The organism is Huintestinicola butyrica, from assembly GCF_025567215.1.
Lineage (GTDB): Bacteria > Bacillota > Clostridia > Oscillospirales > Ruminococcaceae > Huintestinicola > Huintestinicola butyrica.
Genome location: NZ_JAOQKB010000002.1, coordinates 190,531 through 211,757, shown reverse-complemented (window position 1 = coordinate 211,757; position 21,227 = coordinate 190,531). Strand labels below are relative to the sequence as shown.

The 21,227-nt window shown below is 47.5% G+C and carries 21 protein-coding genes; 8 read left to right on the top strand and 13 right to left on the bottom strand.

Annotated elements, in window-relative coordinates:
* Positions 1 to 85 precede the first annotated feature (85 nt).
* The 5 genes from OCV68_RS03190 to obgE are packed head-to-tail and all read right to left on the bottom strand — an operon-like array spanning position 86 to position 3,820.
* Positions 86 to 829 (bottom strand): YebC/PmpR family DNA-binding transcriptional regulator, encoded by a 744-nt coding sequence (locus tag OCV68_RS03190; RefSeq protein ID WP_262570668.1) that lies wholly within the window; start codon positions 827 to 829, stop codon positions 86 to 88.
* A 52-nt stretch (positions 830 to 881) separates the two neighbouring features.
* The gene (locus OCV68_RS03185) at positions 882 to 1,556 is read right to left on the bottom strand and encodes an MBL fold metallo-hydrolase (RefSeq protein ID WP_022474818.1); all 675 of its coding nucleotides are present in this window, start codon (positions 1,554 to 1,556) and stop codon (positions 882 to 884) included.
* Entirely contained in the window at positions 1,553 to 1,963 is a 411-nt protein-coding gene (locus OCV68_RS03180; protein ID WP_262570666.1) for a Mini-ribonuclease 3, read from the bottom strand. Before OCV68_RS03180 ends, OCV68_RS03185 begins: the two co-directional genes overlap by 4 nt.
* Positions 1,964 to 1,970: 7 nt before the next feature.
* Complete coding sequence (locus OCV68_RS03175) at positions 1,971 to 2,522, bottom strand: NUDIX hydrolase (RefSeq protein WP_022474820.1); 552 nt, start codon at positions 2,520 to 2,522, stop codon at positions 1,971 to 1,973.
* A gap of 17 nt (positions 2,523 to 2,539) precedes the next feature.
* Positions 2,540 to 3,820, bottom strand: coding sequence for a GTPase ObgE (gene obgE / locus OCV68_RS03170; protein ID WP_022474821.1), 1,281 nt, complete (start codon positions 3,818 to 3,820; stop codon positions 2,540 to 2,542).
* A 289-nt stretch (positions 3,821 to 4,109) separates the two neighbouring features.
* On the opposite strand from obgE, the gene OCV68_RS03165 reads away from it, so the two are divergent.
* Together OCV68_RS03165 and OCV68_RS03160 are read left to right on the top strand one after the other, a co-directional pair.
* A complete protein-coding gene (locus OCV68_RS03165) occupies positions 4,110 to 5,249 on the top strand; it encodes a glycoside hydrolase family 5 protein (RefSeq protein ID WP_147621215.1) in 1,140 nt (379 codons plus the stop codon).
* 1 nt (position 5,250) lies between these two features.
* Positions 5,251 to 6,696 (top strand): ABC transporter substrate-binding protein, encoded by a 1,446-nt coding sequence (locus OCV68_RS03160; RefSeq protein WP_262570660.1) that lies wholly within the window; start codon positions 5,251 to 5,253, stop codon positions 6,694 to 6,696.
* Between the two features lie 59 nt (positions 6,697 to 6,755).
* On the opposite strand, the gene OCV68_RS03155 is transcribed toward OCV68_RS03160, so the two are convergent.
* The 8 genes from OCV68_RS03155 to OCV68_RS03120 form a co-directional block, all read right to left on the bottom strand.
* Positions 6,756 to 7,439, bottom strand: a complete 684-nt coding sequence (locus OCV68_RS03155) for a hypothetical protein (protein WP_262570658.1) — start codon at positions 7,437 to 7,439, stop codon at positions 6,756 to 6,758.
* A gap of 206 nt (positions 7,440 to 7,645) precedes the next feature.
* The gene (locus OCV68_RS03150) at positions 7,646 to 8,557 is read right to left on the bottom strand and encodes a hypothetical protein (protein WP_262570655.1); all 912 of its coding nucleotides are present in this window, start codon (positions 8,555 to 8,557) and stop codon (positions 7,646 to 7,648) included.
* 20 nt (positions 8,558 to 8,577) lie between these two features.
* The gene (locus OCV68_RS03145; protein WP_262570652.1) at positions 8,578 to 9,432 is read right to left on the bottom strand and encodes a helix-turn-helix domain-containing protein; all 855 of its coding nucleotides are present in this window, start codon (positions 9,430 to 9,432) and stop codon (positions 8,578 to 8,580) included.
* A 46-nt stretch (positions 9,433 to 9,478) separates the two neighbouring features.
* On the bottom strand, positions 9,479 to 10,198 hold the full coding sequence (locus tag OCV68_RS03140; protein ID WP_262570650.1) for a hypothetical protein: 720 nt from the start codon (positions 10,196 to 10,198) through the stop codon (positions 9,479 to 9,481).
* A 368-nt stretch (positions 10,199 to 10,566) separates the two neighbouring features.
* On the bottom strand, positions 10,567 to 10,830 hold the full coding sequence (locus tag OCV68_RS03135) for a hypothetical protein (protein ID WP_262570648.1): 264 nt from the start codon (positions 10,828 to 10,830) through the stop codon (positions 10,567 to 10,569).
* Positions 10,831 to 10,903: 73 nt separating this feature from the next.
* Positions 10,904 to 11,968, bottom strand: a complete 1,065-nt coding sequence (gene hisC, locus OCV68_RS03130; protein WP_262570645.1) for a histidinol-phosphate transaminase — start codon at positions 11,966 to 11,968, stop codon at positions 10,904 to 10,906.
* A 12-nt stretch (positions 11,969 to 11,980) separates the two neighbouring features.
* Positions 11,981 to 13,963 (bottom strand): NAD-dependent DNA ligase LigA, encoded by a 1,983-nt coding sequence (gene ligA, locus OCV68_RS03125; RefSeq protein WP_262570642.1) that lies wholly within the window; start codon positions 13,961 to 13,963, stop codon positions 11,981 to 11,983.
* 19 nt (positions 13,964 to 13,982) lie between these two features.
* Positions 13,983 to 14,921: a diacylglycerol/lipid kinase family protein gene (locus OCV68_RS03120; protein ID WP_262570639.1), complete on the bottom strand. Its 939-nt coding sequence runs from the start codon at positions 14,919 to 14,921 to the stop codon at positions 13,983 to 13,985.
* Between the two features lie 441 nt (positions 14,922 to 15,362).
* Here OCV68_RS03120 and mgtE point away from each other — a divergent pair, with 441 nt between their 5' ends.
* The 6 genes from mgtE (at position 15,363) to era (ending at position 21,222) form a co-directional block, all read left to right on the top strand.
* Entirely contained in the window at positions 15,363 to 16,796 is a 1,434-nt protein-coding gene (gene mgtE, locus OCV68_RS03115) for a magnesium transporter (protein WP_262570636.1), read from the top strand.
* A 56-nt stretch (positions 16,797 to 16,852) separates the two neighbouring features.
* Positions 16,853 to 18,256: a DNA repair protein RadA gene (gene radA / locus OCV68_RS03110; protein ID WP_262570634.1), complete on the top strand. Its 1,404-nt coding sequence runs from the start codon at positions 16,853 to 16,855 to the stop codon at positions 18,254 to 18,256.
* Between the two features lie 104 nt (positions 18,257 to 18,360).
* Positions 18,361 to 19,323 carry a PhoH family protein gene (locus tag OCV68_RS03105; protein WP_262570632.1) on the top strand — a complete coding sequence of 321 codons (963 nt, stop codon included), beginning with the start codon at positions 18,361 to 18,363 and terminating at the stop codon, positions 19,321 to 19,323.
* A gap of 4 nt (positions 19,324 to 19,327) precedes the next feature.
* A complete protein-coding gene (gene ybeY / locus OCV68_RS03100) occupies positions 19,328 to 19,831 on the top strand; it encodes an rRNA maturation RNase YbeY (protein WP_022475468.1) in 504 nt (167 codons plus the stop codon).
* Positions 19,821 to 20,285 carry a diacylglycerol kinase family protein gene (locus OCV68_RS03095; RefSeq protein ID WP_262570630.1) on the top strand — a complete coding sequence of 155 codons (465 nt, stop codon included), beginning with the start codon at positions 19,821 to 19,823 and terminating at the stop codon, positions 20,283 to 20,285. The genes ybeY and OCV68_RS03095 overlap by 11 nt, the downstream gene beginning before the upstream one ends.
* A 16-nt stretch (positions 20,286 to 20,301) precedes the next feature.
* The gene (era, locus tag OCV68_RS03090; protein WP_262570628.1) at positions 20,302 to 21,222 is read left to right on the top strand and encodes a GTPase Era; all 921 of its coding nucleotides are present in this window, start codon (positions 20,302 to 20,304) and stop codon (positions 21,220 to 21,222) included.
* The last annotated feature ends 5 nt before the right edge of the window (positions 21,223 to 21,227 follow it).

Below are 21,227 nucleotides of genomic sequence, written 5' to 3'. Positions count from 1 at the left end.
CATAGCTTTGATATATTTTTCTTGATTCAGCAAAAAATGCAATTTTGAAAAAAGCCGCCAAACGACGTATTGAAGCCGTTTAAAATCAGTCTTCTTCCTCTTCCTCAGGCATATCCCAGTTGTGATATACGTTCTGAACATCATCGTTTTCTTCGAGGTTTTCAAGGAGAAGGTTCATCTTTCTGATAGCGTCCTCATCGGTGAGAGTGGTGTAAGTAGAGGGTATCTGCATAGCCTCAGCGGAGATAACCTTGTAGCCCTTTGCTTCAAGAGCTTCTCTTACTGCGCCAACGTCGGAAGGCTCAGTCTCGATCTCAATCTCGTCGTCGTCCATGGTAAAGTCGGAAGCGCCGCAGTCGAAAATGTCTTCCATTACCTTGTCCTCGTCAAGACCTGTGTTCTCAACAATAACAATGCCTTTTTCGGAGAACATGAAGGATACGCAGCCTGTGGTACCCAGGTTGCCGCCGAACTTGTCGAAGTAGTGGCGGATATCGCCTGCTGTACGGTTCTTGTTGTCGGTAAGAGTCTCAACGATAACAGCAACGCCGCAGGGACCATAGCCCTCGTAAACGTTAGCCTCGTAGTTGGTCTTGTCGCCGTCGCCCATAGCCTTCTTGATGATTCTGTCGATGTTGTCGTTGGGCACGTTGTTGGACTTTGCCTTTGCAATAAGGTCACGGAGCTTGGAGTTGTTGTTGGGGTCTCCGCCGCCTTCCTTTACGCAAACGGCGATCTCACGGCCGATCTTTGTGAATACCTTAGCCTTAGCGCCGTCGGTAGCTTCCTTTTTCCTCTTGATATTGTTCCATTTGGAATGTCCTGACATATTAAAAACTCCTTTAAATAAATTTAAGTGATTATGTCCGCCTGTCGGCTTTCTATGATCTGTCAATAAATAACTTATATGATCTGTCTCCGCAGCATATGGGCTTGCCGTGGGAGACGAGTATGCGGTCGGGAGCAAGATCAATGATCCTCTCTATAGCCTCCCTTGCCCGCAGCGGGCTTTCTGCAGTCATGGGGAACATGGGAAATGGGAGATTTGCCACAGCGTCGCCTGCGTACAGGTCATATCCCACCGAGCTTTTGCACAGCACTCCTATAGAACCTCTTGTGTGACCCTCCAGATTGACTATAACGCCATCTATGCCATAGGGAGAAAGGTCAGTGCCCTCTTCCACACAGATATCAGGCTCAAAGCTGTTCATGTGCATACGCATATTCATATCCTTGCGCTTTTTCAGGATATGTCCCCAAGGATTTGTTATGTAATACGGACGTGATGAGCTGTCACTCACAAGGCTCATGTCAAGGGGGCTTGCCATTATGGGAGCATTGTACAGCTTTGAAAAATATGCCGCATTCTGCACCTGAGAGGCATGACCGTGGGTGAGGATTATAAGCTTCACATTGTAGTTCATGAGCCATGTTTCAATGTGATCTCTGTACTGCTCCCTGCCCGTGTCAATAAGCACATCGCCATTTTTGCCCTTTACTATGTAGCAGCTGACGCCGCCGCATTCTATCATATTGAGGTTTTCATACATTATCATTCGGAGTCCACCTCCGTGTTTTCCCAGATATATTCAAACAGCTCTCTTATACGCTTGTCCTCGCCCATAAGGCTCAGATATCCGAACAGCGTTTCAAGTGAAGTCGCCTTGTGATATTCCACGGGGTTTGAGCTTTTCGGAACACTGCTCATACTGCACGAAGCATTCCTGCCCCGCTTCATCACCGCCGCCTCATCTTCCGAGAGCATTGGTTCTATGAGCATTGCCGCCCTTGCCTGATAACACGCACGCACCCTTTTTACGGAAGCGGGATGAAGCTTTTTTACAGGCATATTTGCGGTCATGACAAGCTTTTCACGCACCAGCATACTGTAAACCGCATCGCCCAGAAATGCCAGCGTAAGGGGACTGTATTGATTTACTTCACGCTTTTCTATATCAGCCACCGTCCTTTCAAAGGGGCTTTGCAGCAGGAACTGTAGTGTCCGCCGCAGTCCTTGTGCCCACATGGTCTTTGAAATGGAACAGCACATCAATGAACGACTTGTTATATGGAATGAATATCCCCTCGTCTATCATCGACTTTATCTCATCAGCGTCAGCCCATTTTACCTGCTGCACTTCCTCATACTGCAGTTTCAGCGATGAAATGTCCACGTCCTTTGTGACGGTGTAGAAATCGTCAAAGCCGTGACCGAAATCTATGGTCATAGTCTTTCGAAGCTCAGCGGGGGAGAGCTGTATGCCGACTTCCTCACGGACTTCACGTACAGCCGCATCAATGCTGGTGTCGCCTGCCACCGAGCTGCCGCCTACGGTGATATCCCACAAATTGCTCCAGCCGTCCTTAAAGGGCTGCCTTTGCTGGATAAGCATTTTTCCGTCGGAACTGAAAATGCAGATGTGGACTACCAGATGATAATCCCCGTCCTTCATAGGCTCGCCACGCTTCATGGTCCTGCCTGTTTTATTTCTGTCCTTATCGTAAATATCCCAAAGCTCCAAGAGCTGTCCACCTCTGATCAGAATACAAAGTTAAATTCAAAGCCGAAGATGTTAACGGTGTCGCCCTCTTCAATGCCCATTTCTTCAAGCTTGTCGATAATTCCTGTGTTGCGCAGCACTCTCTGGAAATACTGGAGAGAAGCGTAATCCTCCATATCAACGGTGCGCATGATGTGTTCAAGCCACGGAGCCTCCACATAGAATACAGCGTCGTCTCCACGGGTGATCTCAAATCTTTCGCCCATGCCTGCCTGCTCGTCAAGCTCAGCCTGAGTGGGAGCCTCTGCCTCATATTCCTTGATGGGAGGAAGCTTTTCCAGCTCTCTTGCTGTGGCTGCGATAAGCTCCTTTGTGCCCTGAGTTGTGGCAGCGGATATCTCGTACATCTCAAGTCCCTTGGACTCCACATATTTTCTCAGGTCATCTATCTGCTCGGGAGTTGCCATATCGCACTTGTTTGCGGCAACTATCTGAGGTCTCTCTGCAAGCTCTTCGGAGAAGTTTTTCAGCTCACGGTTGATGATGTCGAAATCCTCCTTGGGATCTCTGCCCTCGCTGCCCGATACATCAATAACGTGAATGATAAGACGGCAGCGGTCAACGTGCCTGAGAAACTCATGACCCAGACCCACGCCCTCGGAAGCACCCTCGATAAGACCGGGGATATCAGCCATTACAAAGGACTTGCCCTCCTGGAGCTTGATAACGCCCAGCACGGGAGTAAGTGTGGTAAAATGATAGTTTGCTATCTTTGGCTTTGCAGCTGAAACAACGGATATGAGCGTTGACTTTCCAACGTTGGGGAAGCCAACCAGACCCACGTCCGCAAGGAGCTTCAGCTCGAGAGTTACCTCGAACTCCTCGCCCAGGAAGCCGGGCTTTGAGAACTTGGGTATCTGCCTTGTGGGGGTGGCAAAACGTGCATTTCCCTTGCCGCCCTTGCCGCCTCTTGCCAGCACCTTAGGCTCGTCCGATGACATATCTGCCATTATTCTGCCTGTGGCGGACTCACGAACAAGTGTGCCTCTGGGTACTTTTATTATAAGGTCGGGAGCATTTTTGCCTGTGCAGTTCCTTGAAGAACCGTCCTGACCACGTTCTGCGGTAAATTTCCTTTTATAGCGGAAGTCGATGAGGGTAGACATACTGTCGTCAACGACAAAAACGACATCTCCGCCCTTGCCGCCGTCGCCGCCGTCGGGACCGCCTGCCGCTACATATTTCTCACGGTGAAAGGAAACAGCGCCGTCGCCGCCGTCCCCGGCCTTTATTTTTATGACTGCCTTATCTACGAACATTTCAGATCTCCTTCCGAGCTGTTTTGGCAACTGTGACTATACAATAATATTTATTATACCACTATTCTGCGTGACTTGTCAATAATTTTTGCAACAAATTCATGGTAATTCGGGCTAAGAATGGCTGCATATAAAAAAGCGGATAAGCTGACAGATTTTCAACAATACAATTCTGAAAAATGCACAAAAAGTCAGCTGAAACGACCCCTTTAGCTATTGAAACAAACCAAAATACCAATTATAATTTAATTATACCAAGCACGAAACGCCAACAGAAAGGGAGAGCGCAATGAAAAAACGTAGGATACTGCCGCTTATAATGGCAGTGATAATGTCCGCCGCCTGCTTTACGGGCTGCGACAAAAAGGGCGAAATGCGGGATATGACCACCGCCGAGATCGTGAACGATATGGGCGTTGGCATCAATCTGGGCAACACCTTTGAATCCAGCGGAATGTCACTCAGCTCCGTACAGGCATACGAAACAGGCTGGGGAAGTCCGACGATCACTCAGAAAATGATACAGGGCTATGCCGACAGCGGCTTCGGCGTTCTCCGTGTACCTGTTGCGTGGTCAAATCTTATGACAGGCAATTATGACATCGACCACGATTACCTTGCAAGAGTTACCGAGGTCATCGACTGGGCACTTGATACCGGAATGTACGTTATCGTCAATATCCACTGGGACGGCGGCTGGTTCTCACGCTTTGCCAATGAAGAGGACAGAGATGAATGTATGTACAAGTATGAGCGCATCTGGACTCAGCTTTCCGACCATTTCAAGAATTACAGCGACTATCTCATGTTCGAGTCCCTTAATGAAGATGGCGGCTGGGAAGAGATATGGAACCGCAGCAGCGGTGAGGGCGATAAGGAGCTGTCTTTCGGTATCCTGAACGATATCAACCAGAAATTCGTTGATATCGTAAGAAATTCCGGCGGCAACAACAAAAAGCGCCACCTGCTCATTGCAGGCTACAACACCGATGTTGAGCTTACCTGCGACGAGCTTTTCAAAATGCCCGACGACCCCGCAGGCAGATGTGCAGTTTCCATTCATTACTACACTCCCTCCACCTTTGCTATCCTTGATAAGGACGCAAGCTGGGGCAAGGCACGCAGCGAGTGGGGTACAGATGCGGATTATGCCGAGCTTAACAGAAATATGGATCTGCTGAAAACTACCTTTATCGACAAGGGTATCCCGGTTATAATGGGTGAGTTCGGAACCTCCACCAAAAATAAGACCGATGAGATGATAAGAAAGTATCTTTCCTCTGTCTGCGAAGCGGCATATATCCGTGGAATATGCCCTGTTCTGTGGGATATCACAGGAGTTTTCTACAACCGCCTTGATGCAAAATTTTATGATGAACAGCTTCTGAGCGACCTCATGGCTGTCAAGGAACTTGAAAGGAACGATTGATATGAGAAATTTCAGAAAAACAGCAGCAATAACAGCAGCAGTGATGCTTTCCGCAGGCTTTGCAGGCTGCGGCGATTCCTCCTCCGATTCAGGCGAGCATGGCAGACTTCTTGACACTACCTCTGAGGCTACCACTCAGATGACCGTTGAGATAAACACCGAAACTCTCGCTCCCGAGCAGCAGGAGCAGGTGTCCGCTCTGGCAGAGACCCTTACCGACAAGGAGCTGGAGAACAAGACCATCAAGTGGCTGTCCTTCTATGACCCATGGCATCCCACAGGCTTCGGCAACAGCAAGCCCGTTTCCGTGGAGCTTTTCGAGGAAAAATACGGCGGAGAGATAAAGTATTATCCCACCACATGGGCAAATCAGTCCTCCGACCTTTCCACATACGTTCTCAGCGGCGAGGGCATCGACTTCTTCCCCGCAATAGAGGCAATTCCCCAGTACGTTATCTCAGGCATGACCGAAAGCTACGATGATTATGTTGACTGGGACAGCCCTATCTGGCAGAGCGTTCAGTCCCTGAACGACCAGTATGCCGTAGGCGGCAAGCATTATCTTATGGCGTGCCAGGCTACTGAGGGCTACGTTGTATATTACAACAAGCAGACCATCGAAAATATGGGCTTTGAGGATCCCGCAGAGCTTTACGCAAACGGCGAGTGGACACTTGAAAAGTTCAGAGAGATGCTTCTTGGTTTTGTTGATACCGATGCAGGTCAGTACGGTCTGGACGGCTGGTTCAACTGCACACCTCTTTACCTTGCCAGCGGCGTTCCCTCAATTTCACTGGAAAACGGCAAGGTCAAGAGCAACCTTATGGACCCCTCGCTTGAAAGAGCAATGACCTTCCAGTACGACCTTTACAGCAACGGTCTTATCTTTGACAAATCCCTTTTCTCCTATAATCCGCAGATAAACTTCATGGGTGAGGGCAAAGAGCTGTTCTACATCGGCGGACTTTACGAGATAGAGTCCGACCCCGAGATATGGACAAAAACATTCGGCTCTGCGGAGGATGTTTTCTTTGTCCCCATTCCCCGTGACGAGCAGGCTGACAAGTATTATTACAATGCTGAGATCGACTGCTACAACCTCTGTAAGGGCGCTCAGAACCCCGAGGGTGTTGCAAGGCTCATGGAGTGTGTTATCGCTTCCTACAACGATGAAAGCGCTATCAAGATAAGCGATGAAAAGCATAAGAACGATTATGGCTGGTCCGATGAAATGGTTGAGATGAAGCACGAAGTCCACAGACTTACTTCCGAAAATCCTGTCCGTGATATCTACGGCGGACTTCCCTCCGATTATTCTACTCTCCTCAGCGACAGCATAAATCAGGCTATAAACGGCACCGACTGGTACTCCACAAGAGATTCCATTGTTGATACCGTAAACACAGGTCTTGAAGAGATAAACGCTCAGATAGACAAGCTCCGGTAACAAAAGTAATCTCCCTGTGAACGTTATGTTCATAGGGAGATTTTGTGTTTAGTATAAGATCAGTCTCTTAAAGAGCTTGTGTCGATATTGTCCGTGTCTATAACGTTGATGTCGCCGTGAACAAAGCTGTTATCGGGCAGGGTCTTGTCACGGAGAACGTCGGTGCTCAGAGCATCGGTGTCGATATCCGAGATATCGCTTTCCGGAGCAGCCTCGGGAGCGTCCCTCAGACCTGTTACTTCGGGAGCTTCGATAGTGGTTTTGGGCTTTCTATTCCTGCGCTTGTCAATGTCCCTGAAAAAGCTGTCGGGGTCAAGTGGGTCGGAGGATGGAGCAGGCTCTTCATCGGGTATCTCAAAGGGTATGTAATGAACGGGATTTGCGGTTTTGTCGGGAAGAATTTCGTCCATCTCTGCATCAATTTCTTCAACATCAACCGTCTTGATATTACCCAGACCCTCTTCCTCGTCAAGGGTCTTGTCTCTCAGTCCGTCAGTGGAAATTGCATCTGTGTCAAGGTTTGACAGAGTGCTTTCGGGGCGGGGGAGAGGCGCTTCCCTGAGGCCTGTTATCTCGGGGGATTCAATGTTGAAATCCACCTTTTTAGGCTTGGGCTTTCTTCCCATGTCCTTGAAAAAGTCATCTGCATTGACGGGCTGCTTTATTGGTGATGAAGCGGGCTTGCTTGGAACAGGAGCAGGTGCGGGAGCTTCATTTTTTTTTGATTTGTTGAATAAGAACATATTTTCACTGCTTTCTTGAATGATTTTGGTGCATTTACATCATTATAGCATATTATGTTCTGTTTGTCTATAGTTTTTTGAAATTAAAGCGGAGTATAATACTAATCACCAATAAAACTATAGACAAAAAATCATCGCATAATCCATATACGCAAGATTATGCTCAATTTTTTGTATAGTTTTTAATTGGTGCTTAGTATAAATTATTATTCCTCAAAATCCCTGATAAATCTCATGTAGCCTATGCAGAACTCACTTTTCCACCAGTTTGCGGCAATGTGGTATTCCGCATAGTCATTGCACCATATCCATGTTACGGGGAAGCTGCCGTCAGGAAGCTGCATTTGTTTTACAAGCCTGCACTGTTCTTTCAGAAGCTCTTCGTTTCCGCCTATGAAAATGCTGTCCTTTGAGCGGATAAAGTCAGCGGGGAGAGATACATATTCCTTTCCCCATTTTGATGTGTCCCTGCAAATGCTGTTATTTACCTGAGTGATGAGCTTTTCTTTGAAGCTGTCCATGCAGCAAACGTCCGCCCCTGTTATGCAAAGACATTCATAAAGCCTTACAAAGCAGTTCGTTACGTGCATTTCGTTGAACGGAACATTTGCATCAAACCATTCCACTGCTTGCTTTGCAATGATAAGCGCTTTATGATAGATCACGCTGTCCTTCTCCGCAAATTTAAGTATAAACCCTGCCAGCGCCGCAGTGGGATTGTAGCGGAAATCGCTCTCGCCGTTGTATGCCCACCATATGGCACAGGGATAGTCATTGTTGCTGGGCACTGTGTTCAGCCACTGTTCATGTGCCTTATCAAAGCAGCTGCCGCTTTCAAGATATCTCAGCATTCCCTTTATTATCGGGTGAGACTTATCCGAAAAGCCTATCTCGTCAAGTATCTCAGCTGCTTTCCACACGCCCATTGGCAGGGAGTTTGGATTAAAATTGTCCTCCTCCAGTGCGTGACCGAAGCCGCCGTCCTCATTCTGAAATGCGCTCAGTGCGGTCACAACATCATCTGCGCTGCCGTTTTCAAAATGAAATCTCCACCGTGCAAGCTCCAAAGGTCTTGCGTTCCTGTAAACAAATCCTCTTGCTTTTTCAAATACTGTCATATGGTATCCTCCTATCATTTTTATTTTATGATATCATGATATCCGCTGCCTGTATTGTAAAAAAGCGACATTTTTGCATTTTCCAGCGCCTGTTTTGGGGTCATGGAGTGATATTTCCTGAAATCTTTCAGCAAATGGGACTGGTCGGTAAAGCCGTATTTCACCACAGCCTCAAATATGTCAAAATCCGCCGAAAAGCACATATCCTGCCACAGCTTCTGATATCTTACCAGCGATGAAAAGCTTTTGGGAGATATGCCCATTTTTTCGCTGAAAATGCGTTCCAGTTTCTTTTTTGATACGGCGTTCTTTTCCGCAAGAGCTGATATCTTTTCTCTTCCGCCCGATGATAATATATCATGCACCGTGTTCATAAGGCATGGATCCATGCGGTCGGCGCACATTATTTGCATGAGATAATTCTGTGCATACAGCGCACGTTCTTCAATGGTGTTGGTGCCTATGAGCATTGGCACCAGCCGGGCGGAGAATGACCCGAAAAATTCATCGGGAGCATATCCGCCGTTTACAGTTCCCGCAAAGGAGTTTCCCGAAAACAGCGCCGCAGTCCAGGCATAAAATCTTATGGCAAAGACCGATGTGCCGTCTGCCATTCCGCTTGAAAGATGTGTGCTATCGTCAATGGTGCAAAAGCACCCATAGACCTTGCCGCTGGCATTGTCAATGCGATAAATGATGTCCATGCAGGTGTCGGGTATAACAAGCTGCGGCTGCATATCAGGACTGCTTTCATATGTCCAGAAGCAGCGGATATACGGCTTCAGCGCTTCACAGGGGGATATTTCCCTGTACCCGTCCGAGCGGTCAAAGGGCTGGGCTGTTATGGGGCGGTACATTTTTGTAAGTGAAAGCATAAAACTCCTTGTTAATAAAAAAGCCGCCGTATTCGGCGGCAATAGTTCAGTCTTTAAAACTGCACTTACGTGCAAACTCCTCAAACATCTCCGTAAGCTTTTCATCAAGCTTTTTGCGGCTGTTGGGCTTATGAAGCTCCATTGTGCAGTCAAGCAATTCACTTTCATCTATCTGCAATAGATAAGAAATTCGGTGAACGCTTTTGTTTCTCATCTCGGCACGAAGCCTCCAAATTCCGTGTTCTGCCTGTTTCACCTCAAAAAATTCAGCCTTGCCGTGAAGTTTTTCCCAAGCGTTACGAATGTTATCCTCATTTAAATTGCAGTCAAGCTCGGCGGCTATGCCGAGGTAAAATTCCGCAGACGGCTCTGCACCCTCTTTGGGAAAATACAAATAAGCCTGATAAAGCTCACCAACACCGTAATCTTCACAGTCAGAAAAATGATTGTCACGGGGAGCAGACACAATCATCGTTGTACCGCTTAAAAGCTCGATAGTTTTTTCGGGATATGGATTGCCTGCGACCTTATCGCTGATTTTTCTGCTACGGTCAAGAGCCTCAATTATAATTTTGCCAAGCTTTTCGGGGTCGGAGTGATCGGTAAATTCAAGAGGTGTGTCAAAGGTAAGTATGCCCTTTTCACCCTGAGATGAATCACAGCTTATAGGGTATTGACATCCCTTTTTATGCCACCATATATTAAATGAGTACTTTTTTCTGAAAATATTATAATAAAGGGAACAGGAATCATAATATCGGTCCAAATCTTTAGTATCCTTAGCATCATAGAATTTCAGAAATGCATCTCTATCTTTGGGAATACTTTCATACTGTTCAATGTCCATGCCAACCAACTCTTTAAACTCGGCAATTGACAAATCGCCTATGTCCTCAAAACTTTTCAGAAGCTTGTCCGCAAGTATTCCGACTTCCTTGATATTGTGTTCATCAATTTTGCATTTTTCTTCAGTGTAAGTTTTGCGTCGAAGCCCGTCAGCTCTTGCGACCTCAATCTGCGTTTGAAAATATATTACATTATTTCTTCTGTATATGCATAACGGTATGCGATTATCAAAATAGCTTTGTAGTTTAAATTTCTTATTAAATACCATTGAAATACTCCTATGATTATTTATGTAAATTTCTTGTTCATACTTTTATATACTTTCATCCCTATGTTAACTGCACTTTCTGAATCATTTAAACTGCAATATACCCCCAAATAGCGCCGACGCCAGAACATACTTTGTGTAAGAGGTACAACAAGTATCTGTCCTTCTCCTCTGTAAAGATCAATATCACGTGGAAATCTTGTTTCACGGCAGCATTTATATCCCTTATCATATTGTTCGTATTCATCAATTCTTCGCATTGCTTCTTCATAGGTAATATTCATTTTTTACTGCCTCACTGTAACAATGGTATTATGATCTGCCGCAAGGTATTTTCTGCAAGCTGAGTTATCGAAATCAGCAGCTCACTGATATGTATTCCTTTAATGCAGCGATAAGAGCGTCGATCTCCTCATCTGTTCCGATAGTTATTCTCAGGTGATCGTCTATTCTCGGCTTGCTGAAATATCTTACATAAATGTCCCTGGTTTTAAGGAATGCGCTGATGTCGGGAGCCTTGTATTTTGGGTGGGTCGCAAAAAGGAAGTTTGTGCAGCTGTCCTTAACGTCAAAGCCCATTTTGCGCATTTCATCGGTAAGGCGTGTCCTTGTGGCGATTATTTTTGCAACAGTGTCGCTGAAATATTTCTCGTCCGCAACAGAAGCGCAGCCTGCTTCAATGGCAATGCTGTCGATGGGGTATGAGTTGTATGAATCCTTTGCGGCTCTCAGGGCTGCGATAAGCTCTGCGCCTGCGGCACAGTAGCCCAGTCTCATACCTGCCATGGAGCGGGATTTTGAGAATGTCTGTATAACTGCCAGGTTGGGATATTCCTTTAAAAGCGGCAGAGCAGATGTGCCGCCGAAATCAACATATGCCTCGTCGGAGATAACAACGCTGTCTGGATTTGCGTCCAGTATCTCACGCATAAAGTCAAGCCCTCTGCCGATACTTGTAGGGGCGTTGGGGTTGCAGATGATAACGCCGCCGTTTTCACGCTTGTAGTCCTCAGCACGGATATTGTAGTTTTCATCTACAGGGATAGTCTCGCAGGGAATGCCCAGCATATCGCACCACACGGGATAAAATGAGTAGGTGATATCAGGATATATAACGGGCTTGCCTGAGTTGAAAAACGCCCTGAATGACAGCGCCAGAACATCGTCCGAGCCGTTGCCGATGAAGATATTTTCCTCTTTAAGTCCCAGTCTTGCGGCAATAGCCCTTACCAGCGGCATTGCATTTGCATCGGGATATTTGTTAAGTCCGCCTGCGTTAAAATTGCGTATTACCTCTGCCACTCCGGGAGCGGGGGGATAGGGATTTTCGTTTGCATTGAGCTTGATAAAGTCCTTTTTTGCGGGCTGCTCGCCTGCAACGTAAGGTTCTATTTTGATGAGATTGTCTTTCCAGTTTGCCATTGTTATCATTCCTTATTTCAACATATTCAGAAATTCTTCTTCGGAGATAATGGTTATGCCCAGCTCCTCAGCCTTGGTGAGCTTGCTTCCCGCTTCCTCGCCTGCAAGAACATAGTCTGTCTTTTTCGACACGGAGGAAGATGCCTTTCCGCCGAAGCTTTCTATCATTTTCTTTGCCTCGTCACGTTTAAGTGTGGGCAAAGTTCCGGTCAGTACAAAGGTCTTGCCCTCAAAGCGCTTGTCGGTAACGCTGCTCTTGTACTCCATTTTCACCCCTGCGTCTCTAAGACGGTTTATGAGATGAATAAAATGCGGCTCTCTGAAAGCCTTTTCGGTGTTTTCGCTCATAACGCCGCCAAAGCCGTCTATCTGAGCGATATCTTCCGCCGAAGCTTTCATTATCTCGTCAATGGAGCCGAAGCGCTCGCACAGGAGCTTTGCCGCAGCCGCACCGATATTGCGTATTCCCAGAGCAAAAATCACTCTGTCAAGGGGAGCGTTCTTTGACTCTTCAATGGCGGCAATAAGATTTTTCGCCGACTTTTCGCCCATGCGGTCAAGAGCGGAGATGTCCTCGGCTCTGAGGGAATATATGTCCGCCGCAGTCTCGATAAGCTTCTTTTCAAGAAGAGCGGATATTACCGCAGGACCCATTCCGTCAATGTTCATAGCGCCCTTTGAGCAGAAGTGGAGTATGTTCCTGTACTGCTGTGCGGGACATTCGGTGTTAGGGCATCTTAGCGCCGCCTCGTCCTCGTATCTTACAGCCTTTGCGCCGCATACGGGACATTCCTCGGGGAGAGTGTACGGCACGGAGTTTTCAGCATGAGCCACGGACTTTATTACCTCGGGGATAATTTCGCCCGCCTTGCGCACAAGGATAGTGTCGCCTATGCGGATATCCTTTTCGCTGATAAATTCCTGATTGTGGAGCACCGCCCTGCTGACGGTGGTTCCTGCCAGCTGAACAGGCTCAAAAACGGCAGTGGGGGTTATGGCGCCCGTTCTGCCAACGTTTACCTCTATATCAATAAGCTTTGTTTCCTTTTCCTCGGGAGGATATTTGTAAGCCACCGCCCACTTGGGAAACTTTGAGGTGGCACCAAGCTTCTCTCTCTGAGCAAAGCTGTCAACCTTTACCACAGCGCCGTCAATATCATAGGGATATTTGCTGCGGTTTGCGCCTATCTCGGTTATCTTTGCGCACATATCATTCACGTCCGTAACGGCTGTGTCGTCGATGACGTGGAAGCCCAGCTTTCGCATAAGCTCCAGCGACTGCCTGTGAGAAGTGACCTCTGCACCGTCTATCTGCTGAATGTTGAAGATGAGTATATCAAGCTTTCGTGCGGCAGTTATTTTCGGGTCTTTCTGACGGAGTGAGCCTGCCGCAGCATTTCGGGGATTTTTAAAGGGCTTTTCGCCGTTCATATCCTGCTGCTCGACCAGCGCCGCAAAGGACTCACGGGGCATATAAACCTCGCCCCTGACTTCAAGAAACGGGAGCTTTTCGGGAAGCTTCTTGGGGATAGAACGGATAGTCCTGAGATTTGCCGTAACGTCCTCGCCCACAAATCCGTCTCCACGGGTGGAGCCTCTTACAAATTCGCCGTCAGCATATTCAAGAGAAACGGACAGACCGTCTATCTTAGGCTCGACGGTGAAAACAGGGTGAGCGCCAAGCTCCTCGGAGCATTTCTGCGCAAATGAAGTCACCTGTTCCATGGAGAAAACGTCCTGCAGGCTGCCCATCTGAACAGCATGAGTGACCTTTTCAAAGGTGTTCATCGCATATCCGCCCACGTGCTGGGTGGGGGAGTCGGGTGTTACAAGCTCGGGATATTCAGCCTCAATGGCTTTAAGCTCCTGCATGAGCCTGTCGTATTCGTCGTCCTCTACCTGCGGGTCGTCAAGAACATAGTAGCTGATGTTGTATTTTTCAAGCACACGGCGCAGCTCTGCCGCCCGTTCCTGTGCTGCCTTGATATCTGCCATTGTTAAGCCTGCTTTCTGTTTATTCCTCTGCTTTTGGGTCGGAAAGACCTGCCGCCTTGCCGCTATCAACCATTATACGCAAAGCGTCATGGACTACATTTACGCAGATGTCCTTCTCCGCTCCGCCGTATTCGCCGTCAAGTGTCCAGGGCACGCTGCCGTCGGTGTAGAACTTGAAATCTGAGGATTTGAAATAGTAGAAATATGGTGCGTCAAATTCTTTCCTGATAAGTGCGTTGAGGGTCTGCTGAAGCTCGATAAGCGAAGAGGGCTTCTTGATGAAAATTCCCTCGAAAATACCGTCATTCATCTGAACGTCATTACCTGCCAGTCCCTTTATTCCGCCGACGGAAAGGGAGTTGGAGACCATTCCGAAAATGAAATCATCTTTTATGGTCTGACCGTTGCACTCGATAGTAATGGAATATTTCTGATTAAGCTCGCCCTTCTGGAGAGCCTCCCTTACGGCAGCTGTCATGTAGGCAAGTGCGCCCCATGTGTTTTTCAGCTGCTGATCGGTGGCATAGCTTACCTGAGTGAATACGCCGAACGCCGCAACATATGTGAAATATCTGCCGTTAAAAGCGCCTATGTCAACATATCTGGGAGTGCCCCCTGCGATGACACGGGCAGCGTCGGGCATATATTTGGGGATCCCTATGCTTGAAGCAAAGTCGTTCATAGTTCCTGCGGGGATAATGCCCACGGGAATATTGCAGCCGCTTTCCATAATGCCCTTGATAGTCTCGTTGGTGGTTCCGTCGCCGCCGCTGGATACGATAAGGTCAAAGTCCGCCGCACGCCTCCTGACCGTTTCCATAGCGTCGTCACGGGCCTGGGTGGGGTGAGCGGTTACTTCATATCCGCCCTTGGTGAAAATATCTATTATTTCCGCAAGATGGGTAAGTATCTGGCACTTGCCCGAATGGGGGTTATATACAAACAAAAGCTTTTTCATAAGAGCCTCCCGATATATGCAAATATTATAGTTGCCCCAATGTTATATTATACGTTATTATAATATAAAAACGGCAAAAAGTCAATTCATTTATACACTTTAAATTATTATTCCGGCAATAATGAGCGACCGCTTACACAGTAAAATAAATGTAAAATAATATTTTTTTATTGACTTGACGGAAGAAAATGTAGTATAATAGATATGTTGCAGAATCAAAAAAATTTATTTGTAAATGTGAGGTGAGCAAAGTGAGCAGCAGTGATAGTCACGGGCGATTGCGGATATGCGTCCCCGTAGGTGTGCGGAGCGTGCCGCTTTGCCGCCGTTTGATGAATATAGTTCGGACTATGCCCGAATAAACGGGAACCTTTGTCCTGCCCGTTATCACTTTCAATGATGAATTTGCAGCAGATTCTTTAATTGAAAGGTTGGGTATCAATGGAATTTGAAAAAGACAAGGCAATGGAAAATGCTTCGGCTGAAGTTCATATCCCCGATTATGAAAAAGAAATAGCCGGCATAATCAAGGGCAATTTTTCGCCGAAAGCAATGCAGGAAAAGCTGGGGGATTACCACGGCAAGGATATTGCAGAGGTAATGACCCAGGTCACTCCCGCTGAAAGAAAAAGGCTGCTGAGGGTGCTTGATGTTTCCGTGCTGGCAGAAATATTCGAGTATGTGCCCGAGGACAGCGCCGCACTTTTCCTTGACGAAATGGATATGAAGAAAGCAGTTACCTTGCTTTCCGAGCTGGACAGTGATTCCTGTGCAGCTATCCTTCGTGAAATGTCAAAGGAAAAGAGGAATCAGCTCATCGATCTGCTGGACGATGAGACCAAAAGAAAAGTAGAGCTTATCGCTTCCTTTGACGAGGACGAGATAGGCAGCAAGCTAAGCGATAATTTTATCGAGCTGAAAAATACCATGTCCGTAAAATCCGCTATGTCAGCGCTTATCGCACAGGCGGAGGATAATGACAACATCTCCACACTTTTCGTTTCGGACGAAAGCGGGGAGTTTTTCGGTGCAATGGATCTTAAAGACCTTATTACCGCAAGGCAGGGGCAGCCGCTGGAAGATCTTATCAGCACGTCCTTCCCTTATGTTTACGGCACCGAAAATATCGACGATTGTATCGAAAGACTGAAGGATTATTCCGAGGACAGTATCCCTGTGCTTGACAACAACAGCCACATTCTTGGCGTTATCACCGCTCACAGTCTCATTGAAGTTGTCGATGACGAAATGGGCGAGGACTACGCAAAGCTGGCAGGTCTTACCGCAGAGGAAGATCTTTCCGAGCCGCTGAGCGCAAGCCTTAAAAAGCGTATGCCCTGGCTTCTGGTGCTGCTGGTGCTGGGAATGTGCGTTTCATCTGTGGTCGGACTTTTTGAAAAGGTAATATCTCAGCTTACCATAATAATGGCGTTCCAGTCCCTTATCCTTGATATGGCGGGCAACGTGGGAACACAGTCGCTGGCTGTGACTATCCGTGTGCTTACCGATGAGAACATCACATTTAAGGAAAAGCTTTCCCTTGTGGCAAAGGAAATGAAGATAGGCTTTTCGGGCGGTGTCATACTCGGCGTTATTTCCATACTGTTCGTGGGGCTTTACCTTATGGTGTTCAAGGCAAAAACAGCCGCTTTCGCATTTGCGGTATCTGCCTGCATAGGTGCGGCGCTGCTGCTTTCAATGGTGATTTCGAGCGCAGTGGGAACACTTATCCCTCTGTTTTTCAAGAAGATAAAGATAGACCCCGCAGTTGCATCCGGTCCTCTGATAACCACCATCAACGACCTTGTTGCCGTGGTGACATATTACGGACTCAGCTGGATACTGCTCATAAACATAATGAATTTAACAGGGTGACAAACCCATGCCCCTGCAATCAAGGTTGCAGGGGTTTTATTGTAAGGAGTATTTTGATGGCAGCAAAGCTTAAATCGGTTTACGTTTGTTCCTCCTGCGGATATGAGTCCGCTAAGTGGAACGGAAGATGCCCCTCCTGCGGCGAGTGGAACACCTTTGAGGAAGAGGTGGTGGAGGCTGCGCCCAAAAAGTCGGGAGCAAAGAAAGTCCCCTCCGCTCTTAATGGCGAGGACTGCTCAGACAAGGTGAGAACTCTCTCCCAGATAGACACCGAAGATGAGATACGCTACTCCACTGGTGCGGGGGAGCTGGACAGAGTTCTTGGCGGCGGACTGGTCAAGGGTTCGCTGGTGCTTCTGGGCGGCGAGCCGGGAATAGGAAAATCCACTCTGCTTTTGCAGATATGCAGCTACTTCGGCAGGGAGCACACCATTCTCTACGTTTCGGGAGAGGAAAGCGTCCGCCAGGTAAAGCTGAGAGCGGACAGATTGGGCGTTGTCACCACTAACCTGTACCTGCTGAGCATTACCGATGCAGAATCCGTGTGCAGCACCATAACCGCCACACGCCCCGATATCGTTATAATCGACTCAATACAGACCATGAATATCCGTGACATAAGCTCCAGCTCGGGCAGCATAACCCAGGTCAGGGAATGCACAAATATGTTCATGCACCTGGCAAAGGACCTGGAGATCCCTATTTTCCTTGTGGGTCATGTCAACAAGGACGGCGCCATTGCAGGCCCTAAGGTAATGGAGCATATCGTTGATACGGTGCTGTTTTTCGAGGGAGACCGTCATCAGAGCTACCGTCTGCTGAGAGCGGTCAAGAACCGTTACGGCTCAACCAACGAGATAGGCGTTTTTGAGATGCTTGACAACGGTCTTTCTCAGGTGGAAAATCCCTCGGAAATGTTTCTTTCGGGCAGACCCTGCGGCGTTTCGGGAAGCTGTGTGGGCTGCGTAATGGAGGGCACAAGACCTATCCTTGCGGAGATTCAGGCACTTGTTACCAAAAGCGGATATTCCGCTCCCAGGCGTACTTCCACAGGCTTTGATTTCAGCCGCCTTGCCATTATCCTTGCGGTGCTTGAAAAGAGAGCGGGACTTTTTTACGGCTCTCTTGATGTATATGTGAACATTGTCGGAGGCTTCCGCCTTGATGAGCCTGCCGCTGACCTGCCCACAGCACTGGCATTGTACAGCAGTCTTATGGATATGCCCATAAACGAAAAGCTTGTTTCATTCGGAGAGATAGGTCTGGGCGGCGAGATAAGAAGCATATCAAACGTTTCCCAGCGTATTGCGGAGGCTCAGCGCCTTGGCTTTGAAAAGTGCATCATTCCAAAGATGTCACTGCGGCAGATAGACCCCAGGCGGTATAAGATAGGCATAATCGCTGTGTCAAATATCCGCCAGGCATTCGATTATCTCAAAAAAGAAAGAGGAATATCCTGAATTTTATAAAAAGAACTGTATAATTTTTTCATATAGTCTTTATTTTTTACAAAAGCTGTGATATAATATATATTGAATATTTATTTTTTATCGGTGGTGGTAATGTGGCGGAAGCGATAGTAAACGTTTCTTCTATGGACAGTATAATAGCTCTTTTCGGCAGATTTGATGAAAATCTGAACTTATTGCAGAGGCAGTACGGCGTGGTCATACTCAGCAGAGGCAATGATATACGCATAAGCGGCGATGAGCCTAACGTTATGAAGGCAAAGGCTGCGGTGGAAGCTCTGGCTGCAATGGCGGACAAGGGCGAGAACATAAACGAGCAGAGCCTCCGATATATTTTCTCCATGGTTGAGGAAAATTCCGTGAACGAGGCTGTAAAGCTTACCGACGGCGGAATATGCGTTACGTCCTCGGGAAAGGTCGTAAAGGCAAAAACTCTCGGACAGAAGAAATATGTTGATGCTATATCCAAGAACACCATTGTAATGGGCATTGGTCCTGCGGGAACGGGAAAGACTTATCTTGCGGTGGCAATGGCTGTCAAGGCGTTCAAGAATCACGAGATAAACAGGATAATACTTACCCGTCCCGCAGTTGAAGCGGGTGAGAAGCTGGGCTTCCTCCCGGGTGATCTCCAGAACAAGGTTGACCCTTACCTCAGACCCCTTTATGACGCTCTTTTTGATATGATGGGAGCGGAGACCTTTGCAAAGTATATTGAGAAGGGCAGCATTGAGGTCGCACCCCTTGCATATATGAGAGGACGTACCCTTGATGATGCGTTTATCATTCTCGATGAGGCGCAGAACACCACAAGGGAGCAGATAAAAATGTTCCTTACCCGTCTTGGCTTCAACAGCAAGATGGTCATTACGGGAGATATCACTCAGATAGACCTGCCCGATGCAGGAAAATCTGGACTGGTAGATGCCATAAGAGTTCTTAAAAATGTAGATGATATTGCGATAGTCCGTTTCAGCGAAAAGGACGTTGTCCGCCACAAGCTGGTACAGGATATTATCAAGGCATACGAAAAGGCAAACGAAGAAAGGAAGAAGTGATCTTATGCCAAAGCTTAAAGTATATATAAAGAACAATCAGAAGAATGTAAAGATACCTGTAGGGCTGAGACTTCTGGTGAGAAAGAGCTGCGCTGCGGTGCTTTCCTATGAGCATTTCGGCAATGATGCTGAGGTAAGCGTTTCTTTCGTCAACAACAACGAGATACGCCGCCTTAACAAGCAGTTCAGAGGAAAGGACAAGTCAACCGACGTGCTGTCATTCCCTCTCGGCGAGGACGGCGTTTACGATATCAATCAGGAAACAGGTGCGCTGCTGCTGGGCGATGTGGTAATCTCCATGGAAACAGCCGTAAAGCAGGCAAAGACCTACGGCCATTCGCTGGAGCGTGAGGTTGGCTTCCTGACCGTTCATTCTATGCTCCACCTGCTGGGCTATGACCATGAGACTTCTCCTCTTGACGCTGCAAATATGCGTGAAAAGGAAGAAGCGATACTGGGCGAGCTTGGCATTTCAAGAGACGTTACCTTCACACCCGATGCTGAATGAGCTGAAGGCTTTCTTTAAAAGCTTTACATACGCTTTTTCGGGCGTGATGCACGCTGTCAGGCATGAGCGTAATATGAGGTTCCATCTCTGCGCTGCTGTGACCGTTTTGGCGGTTTCAGCTATATGCGGGATAACACGGGCGGAGCTGCTGGCGGTGGTCATATGTATTTCCTCGGTAATATCCGCAGAGCTTATAAACACTGCGGTGGAGAATGCCGTTGATGCCGCTTCAAAGAATATATCCCCGAAAGCAAAAGCGGCAAAGGACTGCGCTGCGGGAGCGGTGCTGATATGCGCATTGTTTTCGGCAGTGTGCGGTACTGTGATATTTATAAACAGGGAAAGGCTTACCGTTTTATGGGAGTTTTTCGCGGGTAATTTGACAGCTGTTCTCCTTCTTGCGGTATGGCTCATTCTGGCATTTATGTTTGTTTTTAAACCTAAAAATAATTGAAAGATGGATTGAATTTATGGATACAAGATCTGTTTTTGTCACCATTGCGGGACGTGCAAATGCGGGAAAATCTTCCCTGCTGAATAAGCTTGTGGGTGAAAAGATAGCTATGGTCACCGACAAGCCCCAGACTACTCGTACAAAGATAACGGGCGTTCTCACAAAGGGCGAGATACAGTATGTATTTATCGACACACCCGGTATCCAGAAAGCTAAGAACAAGCTGGGCGAGCATATGAATCAGGCTGTCAAGGACTCGGTAACGGGCATTGACGCCATAATCTACGTTGCCGACGTTACAAAGAAGATAAACGAGATAGATATAAACGCCCTGAACAGCTTCAAGGACGGTAAAACTCCCGTTATACTGCTGCTCAACAAGATAGACCTGCTTGACGACAAGGGCGCTGTGGCTGACAAGATAGCCGAGTTTTCGCAGATAATGGAGTTCAAGTCTGTCATTCCCGTAAGCGTTGCGGAGGACGACGGTCTTGACATTCTCATGGACGAGATAAGCGCACTGGCTGTGCCTGCGCCTCACTATTTCCCCGATGATTCCGTTACCGACCAGCCTGAAAGGGTCATTATGTCGGAGATAATCAGAGAAAAGGTAATGCTTCTCATGCGTGACGAAATTCCCCACGGAATAGCAGTTACCATTGAGCAGCTCAGCGAAAGCGTAACAAAAAGCAGTGAGGATATACTGAACATCTCCGCCACCATTTACTGCGAGAGAGAGTCCCACAAGGGCATGATAATCGGCAAAAAGGGTGCTATGCTCAAGCAGATAGGCAGCCTTGCCCGTGAGGAACTGGAGGAATTTTTCAGAATACGTGTAAATCTACAGCTGTGGCTCAAGGTCAAGGAGGACTGGAGAAACCGTGAGGGGCTTATCCGCAACTTCGGATTATCAAATAATACCAATGATATAAAGTAAGGTTC